The organism is Streptomyces sp. NPDC047061 (genome assembly GCF_040643955.1).
Classification (GTDB): domain Bacteria; phylum Actinomycetota; class Actinomycetes; order Streptomycetales; family Streptomycetaceae; genus Streptomyces.
Window position 1 is genome coordinate 24,609 of sequence record NZ_JBEYVI010000067.1, and the last position, 12,882, is coordinate 37,490.

Annotated in this window: 11 protein-coding genes and 2 pseudogenes; 8 read left to right on the forward strand and 5 right to left on the reverse strand. The window is 68.9% G+C overall.

Annotated elements, in window-relative coordinates:
- Positions 1 to 14 precede the first annotated feature (14 nt).
- A complete protein-coding gene (locus tag ABZ887_RS47845; protein WP_361305411.1) occupies positions 15 to 359 on the forward strand; it encodes a hypothetical protein in 345 nt (114 codons plus the stop codon).
- Positions 360 to 679: 320 nt separating this feature from the next.
- Positions 680 to 1,006, forward strand: a pseudogene (locus ABZ887_RS47850) (GNAT family N-acetyltransferase); the annotation flags it as partial.
- Positions 1,007 to 1,465: 459 nt separating this feature from the next.
- Here ABZ887_RS47850 and ABZ887_RS47855 read toward each other — a convergent pair.
- Both ABZ887_RS47855 and ABZ887_RS47860 read right to left on the reverse strand, forming a co-directional pair.
- On the reverse strand, positions 1,466 to 2,497 hold the full coding sequence (locus ABZ887_RS47855; protein ID WP_361305433.1) for a serine hydrolase domain-containing protein: 1,032 nt from the start codon (positions 2,495 to 2,497) through the stop codon (positions 1,466 to 1,468).
- 1,253 nt (positions 2,498 to 3,750) lie between these two features.
- Entirely contained in the window at positions 3,751 to 5,094 is a 1,344-nt protein-coding gene (locus tag ABZ887_RS47860; protein ID WP_361305413.1) for a CoA transferase, read from the reverse strand.
- 518 nt (positions 5,095 to 5,612) lie between these two features.
- Between ABZ887_RS47860 and ABZ887_RS47865 the strand changes: the two genes are divergently transcribed.
- Both ABZ887_RS47865 and ABZ887_RS47870 read left to right on the forward strand, forming a co-directional pair.
- A complete protein-coding gene (locus tag ABZ887_RS47865; RefSeq protein WP_361305415.1) occupies positions 5,613 to 6,146 on the forward strand; it encodes a GNAT family N-acetyltransferase in 534 nt (177 codons plus the stop codon).
- A 564-nt stretch (positions 6,147 to 6,710) separates the two neighbouring features.
- Complete coding sequence (locus tag ABZ887_RS47870) at positions 6,711 to 6,917, forward strand: hypothetical protein (protein WP_361305435.1); 207 nt, start codon at positions 6,711 to 6,713, stop codon at positions 6,915 to 6,917.
- Here the strand turns inward: ABZ887_RS47870 and ABZ887_RS47875 are convergent.
- Together ABZ887_RS47875 and ABZ887_RS47880 are read right to left on the reverse strand one after the other, a co-directional pair.
- Positions 6,830 to 7,685: pseudogene (locus tag ABZ887_RS47875) on the reverse strand (IS5 family transposase). The gene ABZ887_RS47870 and the pseudogene ABZ887_RS47875 sit on opposite strands and share 88 nt — an antisense overlap.
- 88 nt (positions 7,686 to 7,773) lie before the next feature.
- Entirely contained in the window at positions 7,774 to 8,412 is a 639-nt protein-coding gene (locus ABZ887_RS47880; RefSeq protein WP_361305417.1) for a TetR family transcriptional regulator, read from the reverse strand.
- Between the two features lie 111 nt (positions 8,413 to 8,523).
- Here ABZ887_RS47880 and ABZ887_RS47885 point away from each other — a divergent pair, with 111 nt between their 5' ends.
- Together ABZ887_RS47885 and ABZ887_RS47890 are read left to right on the forward strand one after the other, a co-directional pair.
- Positions 8,524 to 9,258: an SDR family oxidoreductase gene (locus ABZ887_RS47885; protein WP_361305419.1), complete on the forward strand. Its 735-nt coding sequence runs from the start codon at positions 8,524 to 8,526 to the stop codon at positions 9,256 to 9,258.
- Positions 9,259 to 9,418: 160 nt separating this feature from the next.
- A complete protein-coding gene (locus ABZ887_RS47890) occupies positions 9,419 to 10,930 on the forward strand; it encodes an MFS transporter (protein WP_361305421.1) in 1,512 nt (503 codons plus the stop codon).
- 187 nt (positions 10,931 to 11,117) lie between these two features.
- On the opposite strand, the gene ABZ887_RS47895 is transcribed toward ABZ887_RS47890, so the two are convergent.
- Positions 11,118 to 11,300: a hypothetical protein gene (locus tag ABZ887_RS47895; RefSeq protein ID WP_361305423.1), complete on the reverse strand. Its 183-nt coding sequence runs from the start codon at positions 11,298 to 11,300 to the stop codon at positions 11,118 to 11,120.
- Positions 11,301 to 11,701: 401 nt separating this feature from the next.
- Here ABZ887_RS47895 and ABZ887_RS47900 point away from each other — a divergent pair, with 401 nt between their 5' ends.
- Positions 11,702 to 12,001 (forward strand): transposase, encoded by a 300-nt coding sequence (locus ABZ887_RS47900; protein ID WP_361305425.1) that lies wholly within the window; start codon positions 11,702 to 11,704, stop codon positions 11,999 to 12,001.
- Positions 11,998 to 12,876 carry an IS3 family transposase gene (locus ABZ887_RS47905; protein ID WP_361305427.1) on the forward strand — a complete coding sequence of 293 codons (879 nt, stop codon included), beginning with the start codon at positions 11,998 to 12,000 and terminating at the stop codon, positions 12,874 to 12,876. The genes ABZ887_RS47900 and ABZ887_RS47905 overlap by 4 nt, the downstream gene beginning before the upstream one ends.
- Positions 12,877 to 12,882 lie beyond the last annotated feature (6 nt).

Sequence of the window (12,882 nt, forward strand, 5' to 3'; positions counted from 1 at the left end):
GGCAGGATGGCGTCGTGCCCGCCATAGTTGTCGAGATCCATGTGCCGTTGCTGCCGATACCCGACCTGCCTGACGGCGCCTACCCGTTTCCCTGGATCGAGGACGTCGAGGACTTCCTCTTCGCTCTTGAAGACCAAGGCGATGTCGAGGTTTTCGACGATGGAGAGGACGACGGGGGCGCCTACGTCTTCTTCGTCACCGGAGCAGGTGAGCGGGAGCTCCTGGCGGTGGCGTCCCGGGTGGCCACTCTCCCCGGGGTCCCCGCGGGGGCGTTTGCCGTGGGCGGTAACGACGCGGCGGGGGAGTTCGGCCTGGGACGGCGGGTAGCGCTTCCACTGCCTGCGCCGGGTGCAGCGTAGTCGGCTGCCGTACCTCACGGTCGGGGCCGTCCGTCCAGCGGCGTGGCACACCTGTTCGACGTCAGGCCTCTCCGCCCTCCGCTGGACCATGAGACGCGCTGTCCTGGTGGTGCTGGAACGCGGACGGCTTTTCGCTGCACGCTGGATGCTTGGCGTCCCGGCGTCGTAAGGAGAACCAGCGATCGCGGTGAGCGCGTCTCGTGATCGTGACGACTTCTCAGACGCTCTTGAGAACTGCGAACCCGGACGACGTGGACAGGACCACCGACCTGCACACTCTCGCCCGCACGGCGTACTACCGGGCAGGTGGCCTGTCAGATGTGGGGCTCGCTTCCCCCGACGCGTGGTCCAGCCGGCGGGAGAGCTGGCTGCGTGCCGCCTTCTGCGATGAGCGGATCGTTCTGTGCGCGGAACGAGAGGGCGATCTGGTGGGTGTCTTGGCGATGGGCCCTCCTCACGAACCTGATGTCGATCTCGTATCTGTGGGTCAGCTGTATCAGGTTCACGTCCGCCCCGGAGTGTGGGGATGCGGCATCGGCAGCCGTCTGCACGCGGCGTTCGTGGAGTTTCTTCGTGACGTGTCACTGGCCACGGGCGTTCTGGAAGTGTGGGAGCGCAACTCCCGGGCTCGGGCGTTTTACGCCCGGCGCGGGTGGAGGCCGGGCGGGCACCATCGGCCCGGCCCGCAGGAGGCACGCTACATGCGCATGCGCCTCGATCTGGATCCCGGAACACAGCCCGGTCTCTCTGGTCAGTTCGTTCCAGGGCCCGGGTCTGGAAAGGGGCGGCTGATGCGTCGGTGCCCTGCGGGCAGCTGTCCGGCCGGAATCCCCGCCGAGGGGTGTCCCCTTCCGGTGTCGGGTGGCTGGCATGGGGGAGGGGTGGTGTGGGGTTTGAGCTGGTCGGATGGGTTCCTGATGTGTGGACAGGCACGTGAGGTTCCGGGCGGTCAGTTGATCTTGGTCGGCGACCCGTCTGCCAGGCACTTCACCTGTTCCCGGACGCCGCCGCTGTGCCGACTCGCCGCCCGTTCGCCCGGGTTGGAACCGCTCGGTTGGGTGTTTCGTATGGTGATCCGGAGGCGGTTCCCGCGGAGATGCGGCAGGTCAGTCGAAGATGGCGCAGTTGACCGTGTCCATCAGGGCTGCGCCGGTCTGGTGCGCCTGTTTGGTGAGGGTGGAGGTGGCGAGGAAGAAGGCGGCGGTGCGGCGGCCGGTGGGGTCGGTGACGTTGTAGGTCGCGTAGCCGGGGACGATGCCGACGTGGTCCCAGACGGTGCCGCAGTCGGTTTTTGCCGTCTCGATGCCGAGCCCGTAGCCGAGTTGGTCCGGGTCCCCTGGCCCGTTCTCGGGCACGGTGGTGCGCATCTGGGCCAGTTGGGCGGCGGGCAGCAGGCGGCCTGACATCAGCGCGCTGTAGAAACGGGACCAGTCGCCGGCGGTGGACACGATCGCGGCATCGGCTCCGTCGGCGGTGACGTAGTCGCGGGTGACGTCGACGTGGTCGTCGTGCTGCGGTCCGGCGTAGTTCCTGAACTCGTCGGGGACGTCGGGTGGCATGTGGGCGGCGTCGGGTTCGTAGCCGTGGGCGTGCGGGTCGTGCCAGGCGGAGCCGGTGGCGTAGAAGGTGTGCCGGAGTCCCAGGGGTTTGGCGATCCGGTCCCGCACCAGTGCCGCAAGGCTCTTGCCGGTGGCTTTCTCCAGGACGGCGCCGATCGCGATGTAGTTGGTGTTGCTGTACGACCACTGGGTGCCGGGCTCGAACAGTGCCGGGTGTCTGCTCACCAGGTTCAGGATTTCCGTCGACGTCCATACGTGGGAGTCCTGGCCGGTGAGGGCCGGTGCGAGGGCGGGGTCCTCGGTGTAGTCGAACAGCCCGCTGGTGTGGTTGAGCAGCATGCGCAGGGTGATCGCTCTGCCGTTGCGCACCTGGCCGGGCAGCCACTTGTCGACCGGGTCGGTGAGGGCGAGTCTGTGCTCGGCGACCAGTTGCAGGACGAGGGTGGCCATCACCGTCTTGGTGTTGGACGCTTCTCGCACCTCGTCGTCCGCCCTGAGCCGGTGGTCCTTCTTCGTCCAGGCGGCCTGCTCGGAGATCTCGATGGGCCTGCCGTGACCGTCGTCCACCCGCACGATCACCCCAGGCACTCCTTCTTCCACCAACTTCCGCGCCAACTCCCGCAGGCGAGCGCGCGTCTTTGCGGTGCCGTCCTGCCGGACCGCCGAGAGCGCCCGAGGGTCGGCGGCCGCACTCTCGCGGACCGCCGCACTCTTGTGGATCGTGTTCGCGCTCGACGGGGTCGCAGCGAGGGGCACGACGAGGGCCGCGGACATCGCAACTGTTGCTGCTGCGCGTAACCCCGTCAGTTGCGGGCGCCGTCGGACACGCACATTCACACGCAATTCATGCTCCTTCGGGAATCCGGGAAGGCCGTCGGGCACGATCGAGGTACGGGGAGGGGAACACGGGGTTCCGCCCGGCGAGTTGTCGCCCGGCTTTGGGGTGGAGCCGGCTCCGGTGGGCCCTGCACAGCCCTGGGGAATCCTTCGGAGGATAGCCGAAGGCGGGGTGAAAGAAATGAGTATCGGTTACTCAATCGTGTTCCCTGAGTGGAGTCCGCGGAACGGGCGGTTTCAGTGAGTTGTTGAGCTCGGCCTCGATGTCCCGTGACGACCGGCCGGCTTCACCTGCGGACCACGAATCCCATTGAGTCACCGTTGTCCACGGTCCGGCTCCGCACCAAGGTCACGCGAGGCACGGGCGGCCCGGCTGCGGTCTCTCGTGTGTGTGGCAGCGGTTGCGAGAGACAGCGAGCGGCGGTTTTGGCTTGGGTGATGGGGCGGCGAGTTGGCGCGGGGGTGGTGTCCGGGAGCAGGTGAGGCTCCTGGTAGACGGGTTGCCGACCAAGATCGACCTGTCCGGCCGGAATTTCAGGTGCTTGTCTGCCGGTCGGGGATCGACCTGTGGATCCCGCCCCCGATGGGAGTCAGCCGCACAAGGCCGGCCGGCGGAGGTGACAGGGCATCGGCGCACGGGGTGCCCGCCTGGGGTGTGTCGGGGTGGGTGGTGTTGTGAGGTCGGGTGGTCTGTTTGCCGGGGCCGGTGTTCCGGGCCGTTCCGGGCCGTGCTGGTGCGGTGTCGTCTGCGGCCGGTGCGCGCAGGGGTGGTGGGGGTGTGGACGTGCGGGAGGTCGCAGCGTGCTGGGGGTGGGTGTTGGTGTGTGCAGGCAGTCCGGGTGGCAGGGCGTCGCGGGCTGGGTGGATCCGTTTCGCGGTGTGTGTGCGGGCTTCGGGCCGAGTTCGTCGGTCTGTCTGTCCTCAGTCTGTCCGTTCTTGGTCCGGGCGGTGGTCTGTTGGTTGTGGGTCTGTGTATGCCGGGTCGGTGGCCGGTTTTATGGCAGGGGGATTCCGAGTTCGTGGAGTACCTGGGTGGTGTCGGCGCCGCTCGCCGAGGCGGTGTCGGCCGGTCGGCGCGGACGCGGGGCGGCCACCCGGTGGGATGTGCTGCCGTCGTCCACGAGCCAGCCGCCCCTCTGTCCGACGACACGGGTGTCGTGGTGGTCGGGTGTGGTGAGGGAGGCGGTGACGACGTCTGCCATGGCGATGTCGAGCACTGTGCCGTGGGGGTGTTGGGACAGGGCGAGTGCGGCGGCGAGGAGGCCGGTGAGGGGGTCGGCGATGGCGTCGCCTGCGAACACGGGCAGTCCGTCCGTGTCGGTGGCGAGGAGGCCGCGGGTGGCGGCGACGTCGTCGCCGAAGCCGACCCGGTGCGAGGTCCGTCCGTATGCGGTGATGGAGATCCAGGTGCAGCCTCGGGCGGCTTCTGCGTCGGCGTCGAGGCCGAACCCGGCGAGGGCGCGGGGGCGGGAGGCTTCGATGACGATGTCCGCCCGGCCGACCAACGCGTGGAGTGCGGTGCGTTCGTGTGTGTCGGTGGGGTCGAGGACGATGGAGGTGTGGCCGGCGTGGAGCAGGTCGTAGAAGGCGGGGTGGCCGAAGCGGGCTCCGTCCGGGCGGGACGGCGTCTCGACCTTGACCACTCTCGCTCCTGCGGTGCCGAGGAGATGGGCGCAGAGCGGTCCTGCCCACAGGGCGCTGAAGTCGACGACCAGGAGTCCGGCTGCGCTGCGTGGCTGTGCGGGTATCGGGCAGGTGCGGTCCGGTCGGGGCCGGATGGCGCCGCCTGCGAGGGACAGGAGTTCGGCGCGTTCGTCGAGTTCGGTGCCGTTGTGGGCGGCGAGCCAGTGGGCCAGCCTGCCGGGCAGTGTGCCTGGTTCGAGTTCCCGGCCGATCAGTGCGCTCCACAGGAGGGGATCGTCGGGGCGTGCGTCGGAGACGGCTGCCCAGCCGTCCCGGGTGGGCAGGAGGCGGCAGCTGCCGCCGACCGAGAGGCGGCCCTGTCGTCCGCGTCCGGTGAGCGCGGCACGTTCGGTGAGGAGCTGTGCTCCGTCGAGGCGTGCGCCGCCGGCTGCGGCGACGTGTTCGGCCAGCCGGGTGGCGAGGGTGGCTGCTCCGCCGGGCGGGAGCAGCGGGGGTCCGTCGTGGTGGCCGGTCAGCAGGGGGATGCCGCTGCGTGCCCAGTCCTCGGCGAGGCGTGCGGGGTCGTTCTCGGGCCAGGCCCGGGCCGGCGGTGTCGCGTCGGGGTGGGGCCGGGCCGGGGAGGGTGACGGCGGAGCGCCGGGTGTTCGGCGCCGGGCGGAGGGTGCCGTGGTGCCGGATTCCGGGTCGTCGGCCATGCGGGGATGGTAGGTCAGGGAGGTGCCGGCGGCCACAGTCGTCTGTGGGACCGGTCTCGCGGCCGGTGCGGCGGACGCCGGCTTGCTGGACGGCCGCGCAAGACCGCCCGGGCCGTTGACGGTCGTCGGTCTGGACTGTGTGACGGCACCCGCGGCCGGCGGCCTGGAGCGGGCTGTCCGCCGTGCCCGGGACTGCGGAGGGCTGTTGGTCGGGCGCACCGGGCGGCCGGTTTTCGGCTGTCTTCGCGACCTTGTCGGTGCTCTGATGGCGCTCTTTGAATCTGGCTCTGACCGCGATTCCGTGAACCATCTTGGTGCTGCGGTGCGGCATGCTGCCGCCGAATCGATCTCACCTCGCGACCGCGCCAGCCAAGGGGCACGTCATCTGCCCGGGTCGGACCCGTGACTCACCCGTAGCGGTCTGTGGTGCAGGCGGCTTGATGCTTTGCCTGCTGGAGCGGCAGCACGGGCCGGCGCCGATTCCCCATGAGGCCGTTGCCTTCGGCAGGATGAGCGCCATGACCGAGATCCGTACTCCCCGCCTCCTCCTCCGTCGCTGGCATGACGACGACCTCGTACCTATGGCGGACATCAACGCGGACCCGCGGGTCATGCGCTGGATCGACGACGGCACGGTGCGCGACCTGGACCACACGGCAGAAGCCATCGAGCAGTGGGAGGAGGAGTGGGACGAGGAAGGCTTCGGGCTCTTTGCCGTCGAGCTGCTGGCTTCGGGTGAGCTCGCCGGCTTCACGGGTCTGTCCGTGCCCGAGTTCCTGCCGGAGGTACTGCCCGCAGTGGCGATCAGCTGGCGGCTCGGCTCACAGTTCTGGGGTCAGGGATACGCATCCGAAGCCGCCCATGCCACGCTGGAATTCGCGCTCCAGGACCGCGGCCTCAACCAAGTCATCAGCATCAACCGTGTGGGCGACGACGCCTCCGAGAACATCATCCGCAAGCTCGGCATGGTGCCGGAGCGAGAGACGGCGCACCCGGTGTACGGCTATCCGCTGCGCGTTCACACCATCGATCTCACCGAATTCCAGGCGTGAACCGGCCGAGCCGTCGATCATCACAAGACAGCCGACCACTGCCCGTACGTCCCCGATCGCATTGATTGCCACGGGGTGGACGCCCAGACGAAAGATGTTGCTTCAATGCCGCTGACCTGTGCCTTCACGAAATTCCGCCCAGACCCAGATTCAAAGATCCCCATCAGCGCGGGGCGGGAGCGTTTGCGGGAGGGGCGTCCTAGCGCGATCTTTCTAAGTGGGCGGTTCGTAAGGTGATGTCCGTTTCCGGCCGAGGTGGGAGCGGGGCCGTTGGTGGAGGTTGCGTCGGCTATTGTTTCCTGGCGAAGTTGCCGGCATCGGCCTCGGTGAGGATCCCGAGTTTGACCAGGTGTTTCAGCTTGGCGCGGGTGCCTCCGACGTTCTTCGGCAGCAGTTCGTAGCTGAGGGCTTCGCAGACCTCCTTGGCCCGTAGCGGCTCGTTCGCGTCGTTGAAGACAGCGAGGACGCGTGGGTAGTCCGGGTGCTCGGGCAGCTCCGGCGGCGATGCGGGGATCCGGTCGGCGAGGCCGGTGACGGTCTTGCGGGTGATCGCGAGGTGCTCAGGTGGGTCTCGGCCTCCCGCAGCCGGGTCTGCAGGTCGTCGATCTGTGCGCGGAGGTCATCGGCCAGGGCCCGGGCGGCGTCTTCCTGGAGGGTCAGGGCCTCGAGCAGAGACCGGATGTTCACGCTGCCACCGCCTGCGTCGCGCGCCAGGTGGGGGCGTTCGCGCCGGTGAGGCGTCGGGTCATGACGTGGGTCATCGCCCAGTAGACGCGGGAGGCGGAGGAGGAGGGGCGGTGCTCGTAGTCACGGACCAGGCGCCGGTGCAGTATGCAGGATCCCGTAGGTCTGCTCGACCCTCCACTGCTTCGGCTGCGGCACGAAACCCTTGTCCTGCGGGTTGCGTCCGACGATCTCGACGTCAATCCCCAGGCAGGCGCCGTGCATGACGACCTGGTTCTTGAAGCCCTGGTCGACCAGAGCTTTGCGGACGGTGCCGCCGGTGTGCTCGGCGACCTGGTCCAGCAGGATGCTGCCCGCGGCATTGTCGTGGGTGTTCGCGGCGAGGACGACGACTGCGATGACCAGGCCGAGGACGTCCACGGCCGGTCCGCGTTTGCGGCCCGGCACCCGCTTGGCCGGATCGTGGCCGGTCGTTGAGGCGGGCACCCCGGCGGCCGCATGGACACTCTGGGTGTCCAGGACCACCAAGGTCGGGTCCTCTAATCGTCGGGCGCGTTCGCGGACCTGGCAGCGCAGGAGCTCGTGGATGACCTGGTCGGTTCCGTCGTCCCGCCAGGCGGCGAAGTAGTAGTAGTAGTAGTTTGCGCTCTTCTGCGGCAGGTCATGCGGGAGATAGGCCCACTGGCAGCCGGTCCGCCCCTGGTAGAGGATCGCGTTCACGATCTCCCGCATGTCGTAGGCGCCCTGGTGGCCGCTGACCGAGCGATGCCGGTCCTTCCACGCGGTGATCACCGGCTCGATCAACGACCACTGCTCGTCCGATAAGTCACTCGGATACGGCTTCCGTTCACTCACCCGCCAACCCCAGCAGACCCCGCACCGCGGACCCGGGGATTCCGCCCGCACCCCACACCATCAGGCGACCACAGAACGACCCAAAGACTCACGAACCGCCCACTCGGGAACTCCTGATCCAGGACTGGATGTGATCGAGCACTGTGTCCAGTGCCGCTTCGAGGGGCTTGACCCGGCGTTGGATCTGCGTGAGCAGCAGGCCGCCCTGCAGGGCCGCCAGCAGGGCCAGGGCGAGGTCCTCGGGGTCCGCGTCGAGTTCGCCGCGGTCGTGCATGGCCTGCAGGCCGTCCCGTATGGCTGCTTCCCAGCGCACGAGTCCCGCGGCGACAGCGAGACGGGCCTCGGGGTTGGTCTCTGCGACCTCGCCGCCGAGCGAGCCGATCGGACAGCCGCCGCGGCACTGCAGCCGGCGGTGGTACTCCACGTGCATGTCCCGCCACTGCCGCAGCCCCGCCATCGTGTCCAGTCGGCAGAACTGCGGCTGGTGCATGGCCAGGACCGCTTCGGTCTGGAAGTCGATCACCGCCAGGAGCAGCGCCTGCTTGTCGGCGAAGTAGTGGTAGATCTGCGAGCCGCTCACGCCGGCGGCGGCGCGGACCTCCTCCATTGTCGCTTCGGCGATGCCGCGCTCGTACATCAGCTCGGCGGCCGCCGCCACGATCCGCTGCCGGGTCTCCCGGCCCTTGCGCGTCAGCTTCCGGCCGGTCGGCCGCGCATCGGTGTCCATGGCCCGAATGTACCTGATTTTGGATTGGACAACCCATTTTTGTGCCAGCAATGTGGGTCACACAATCCACTCTGGTCGCCGGCGGCGGTCGGACCCTTCGGAAGGCGCGATATGGAACTCACCGGCAGGACTGCTCTCATCACCGGTTCGACCGCCGGCATCGGCGCCGAGACGGCCAAGCTGATGGCCGAGGCCGGCACCGAGGTCCTCGTCTCCGGCCGCGACGCGGAACGCGGTACCGCCGTCGTGAACGCGATCGCGGAAAACGGCGGCCTCGCCCGCTTCTTCGCGGCCGACCTCAGCGACCTGGAGTCGCTGCGAATCCTGGCGGATCGGGTTGGCGCCGTCGACATCCTGGTCAACAACGCGGCCGTCATCCTTCCGGCCCCGACAGCATCCCAGGACGTGGCGAGCTTCGAGGCAGTGCTCGCCGCCAACGTCCGGGCCCCCTACTTCCTCACCGCGGCGCTCGCTCCCGCGATGCTCGCCCAGGGTGCGGGCAGCATCGTCAACGTCAGCTCCACCCTGGCACGGGTCGGAACGCCGGGCACGTCGGTCTACAGCGCGACCAAGGCGGCCCTGGAGTCGCTCACCCGGACCTGGGCCGCGGAGTTCAGCCCGGCCGGCGTCCGCGTGAACGCCGTCGCCCCCGGCCCCACACGCACCGACGCGCTGCTGGGCGCGCTGGGCGAGGAGGGCGCCGAGCAGGTCGGCAAGTCCACCCTGCTCGGCCGAATCGCATCACCCCGCGAGATCGCCGAGGTGATCCTCTTCCTCGCCAGCGACCGCTCCGCGTACCTCACCGGCGCGACCGTCGCAGCCGACGCCGGAGCGACCGCCGTCTAGGCCGGCCCTGCCAGCCCGGGTCCGTCGGCAAGCACGCAACTGCCGGCTGCGACCCGGTCCCCCACCCAAAACCGGACAGCTCCGCAACGCCCTGCGCACGCCGCGGGTCGCTTCGAGCTGGCCTTCCTCGAAAACCCACACGGACGCAGGAGAAACGTTCATGTCCGAAACACGATCCGAGACGGCCCGGGAGACCGGGCCCGGCGGTACAGGTGCGGACCGCCCACGCGGTTCCGGCCTCGCCCTGGCGGTCATCGCCACCGCGCAGCTGATGGTGGTGCTCGATGCAACCATCGTCAACGTCGCACTGCCGCACATGCAGAAGGCGCTCGGCTTCTCCGGGGCCAACCTGGAATGGGTGGTCAACGCCTACGCGCTGACCTTCGGTGGGCTGCTGCTCCTCGGGGGCCGGGCCGGTGACCTGCTGGGCCGCCGCAAGATGTTCATAACCGGGCTGCTGCTGTTCTCCGCCGCCTCCCTGGCCGGCGGGTTCGCCGACTCCCAGGGGTTCCTTCTGGCGGCCCGCGCAATCCAGGGCGTCGGCGCGGCCATCACGGCCCCTGCCGCACTGTCACTGATCACCACCACGTTCCCCGAGGGCCCAGCGCGGAACAAGGCGATGGGTGTCTACGCCTCGATGAGCGTCGCCGGCGGCGCGATCGGGCTGCTGGCCGGCGGCCTGCTCACCACCTACGCCTCCTGGCGGTGGGTGCTGTTCGTGAACGCGCCGATCGGCTTGGCGGTCGCGCTCGCGGCCTCTCGGGTACTGACCGAGACCCCGCGCCTGCGCGGCCGCTTCGACCTGCCCGGCGCGATCACCGGCACCGTCGGGATCGCCGCCCTGGTCTACGGCCTGTCCAGCGCGGCGACCAGCCCTAACGGGGTCTCGCACTGGGGCGATGCCAAGGTCGTCGTGTCGTTCGTCGTCTCCGCTGTCCTGCTGGTCGCGTTCGTGATCACCGAGACCCGAAGCCTGCACGCCCTGCTGCCTCTGCCGCTGCTACGCAACCGCAACCGTTCAGGCGCCTACCTGATCTTCGCCGGGGCAGGCACCGCCATCTTCGGGATGTTCTTCTTCCTCACGCTGTTCCTGCAGACGGTGTGGGGTTACTCCGCGATGAAGACCGGCTTCGCCTACATGCCGTTCACCGTCGCAGTCCTGATGGCGTCGGGGACCGCCGCCCAGCTGGTGCCCAAGGTCGGACCCCGCCTGCTGCTGCTGGTCGGCTCGGTGGTCAGCACCGGTGGGCTGTTCTGGATGTCCCGGCTCACCGAGCACTCCTCGTACGCCGGCGGGGTCCTCGGTCCGACGATGCTCGCGGGCGTCGGGATCGGCCTGCTGTTCGTCCCGTCGTCCCTGACGGCGCTGTCCGGCGTCGCCGAATCCGACTCCGGGGTGGCCTCCAGCCTGCTCAACACCGGACAGCAGGTAGGCGGCTCCATGGGCCTGGCCGTGCTCGGCACCGTCGCCTGGACCCTCGTCGCCAACCAGTTCCATGCGCATGCCGATCCCATCCACGCCTACGCCACGGGGTTCGCCCGCGGGCTGCTGGCCGACTCCGGGATCGCACTGCTCACTCTGGTCGTGGCCATCGTCGCGATCCGAGTCAAGCGCTCCGACCTTGCCGGGGCCCCGCAAGCGGAGCCCGCCAGGCACGCCGAACTGGCATAACTGCGCGGGACGCGCTCCCGAGGGGCGACGTCGACGCCTTTCGCGCCGACCCGCGCTTGGCCGTCTGAGGGCCCGCTCCCCGATCGCAAGGTCGGGAAGCGGGCCCTCAGACGGCCAAGCCGGGCGCTGTCGCGGGGCCGGTCCGGCTGCCGCTCGTGCATGTGACACCGGTGACTGCGCTGCTGCCCTAGCGGGCGGCGGCCTTCCCCGTTGTGATGGCCACATCACCGGTCGAAGCGGCGACGAACGACAGTATTTCCCGTAGCTGCTCGGTCGCCCATTCCTGCCCGGACGCGTCGAGGCTCTCCAGCAGAGCCTCGACGCACCTGTCACACGCCTTCCTGCCGCAGACGTTCGGCACCGATGCCATTTGCGCTGCTCAGGGCCTCGGCAGCGCGGTCCAGGTGCCCGAACTCAGCATCCACCCGCACGGCGTCGCCCCGCGCAAAAGGCAGCGGCCCAAACCGGGCAGCTGCGACACGCGCCAAAGATCATGATTGTGTAGTGGGCGGTTCGTGAATTGATGTCCGTTGCGGACTTGGTTACTGCTTCTTGCTGAACTGAAGGTGCCGGGCTCGGCCTCGGTGAGGATTCCTATTGTGACCAGGCGTTTCATCTTGGCGCGGGTGCGTTCGACGTGTTTCGGCAGGAGCTCGAAGTCGAGGGCCTGACAGATGTCTCGGGCCCTCAGTGGACCGGTGGTGTGAACCTTCCCCTTGATCGTGGACACCTGGAGACTGGGACCTGAGGTTCCAGAGGAAGTAGCACCAGGTGGGAAGCAAGTACACGAAGCGGTACACCGAAGAGTTCAAGCGGGACGCGATCGCGCTCGTCGACTCCTCGGGCAAGACGGTCACGGCGGTCGCCCGGGAACTCGGCATCAGCTCCGAGTCCCTGCGCGGCTGGTACCGCAAGGCGAAGGCGGACCGGGGCGAGGGCACTCCCGGCGAATTGAGCAGTGCCGAGCGCGAGGAGCTCAAGCGGCTGCGGCGGGAGGACCGCGAGCAGCAGCAGACGATCGAGATCCTGAAAAAAGCGACCGCCTTCTTCGTGAAGGAGAACGACCGGTGAGCGAGTTGTGCCGGTTCATCCATGCGGAGAAGGCGAACTACCCGATCGTTCTGCTGTGCCGGGTGCTGCGCGTCGCCCGCTCCTCCTGCTACGCGTGGCGCGAGGGCGAGGCAGCCCGCCATGCCCGGCAGGCCGCCGACGACGCGCTCGCGCACGAGATCACGGTGCTGCACGTCGCCTCCCGCCGCACCTACGGCGTCCCGCGCATCCACGCCGAACTGCGGCGTCTGGGGCGGCGGGTGAACCGCAAGCGCATCGCCCGCGTCATGCGCGAGCGCGACATCCGAGGCGTCACCCGGCGCAAGCGCCGCTCGTTGACCCGGCCCGACAAGAAGGCGAAGCCGGCCCCTGACCTGATCGGCCGCGACTTCCACGCCGAGCGGCCCGGGATCAAGCTGGTCGGCGACATCACCTACCTCCCCACCGCCGAGGGCCGGCTCTACCTCGCCTGCTGGCTGGACCTGGCCACCCGCGAGGTCGTCGGTTATGCCATGGCCGATCACCACCGCGCAGAACTCGTCGTGGACGCCCTCGACATGGCCTACGGCCGAGGGAACCTGGAACCCGGCTGCGTGATCCACAATGACCGCGGCAGCGAATACACCTCGACCCGATTCGGCGACCGAATACGCGAGTTGGGACTGCGGAACAGCTGCGGACGCACCGGATCATGCTTCGACAACGCGGCCGCAGAAAGTTTCTGGGCCCTGCTCAAGGAAGAGATCGGCACCCGCATCTGGCCCGACCGGGCCACCGCCCGCGCCGAGGTCTTCACCTTCATCGAGAGACCCTGTTGCCCAATTCGAGGGAATTTGCGTCGATCACTCGGTCGGAGGCAGGCGGCGAGACGGATCCTGCTGGTCAGGGGCGCGTGAATGGGG

Excerpts from the sequence above, each read along its gene's own strand:
- ABZ887_RS47885 (WP_361305419.1), top strand. The coding sequence starts at position 8,524 with ATGGAACTCACCGGCAGGACTGCTCTCATCACCGGTTCGACCGCCGGC.
- ABZ887_RS47880 (WP_361305417.1), bottom strand. The coding sequence starts at position 8,412 with ATGGACACCGATGCGCGGCCGACCGGCCGGAAGCTGACGCGCAAGGGC.
- ABZ887_RS47865 (WP_361305415.1), top strand. The coding sequence starts at position 5,613 with ATGACCGAGATCCGTACTCCCCGCCTCCTCCTCCGTCGCTGGCATGAC.
- ABZ887_RS47890 (WP_361305421.1), top strand. The coding sequence starts at position 9,419 with ATGTCCGAAACACGATCCGAGACGGCCCGGGAGACCGGGCCCGGCGGT.
- ABZ887_RS47860 (WP_361305413.1), bottom strand. The coding sequence starts at position 5,094 with ATGGCCGACGACCCGGAATCCGGCACCACGGCACCCTCCGCCCGGCGC.
- ABZ887_RS47895 (WP_361305423.1), bottom strand. The coding sequence starts at position 11,300 with ATGGCATCGGTGCCGAACGTCTGCGGCAGGAAGGCGTGTGACAGGTGC.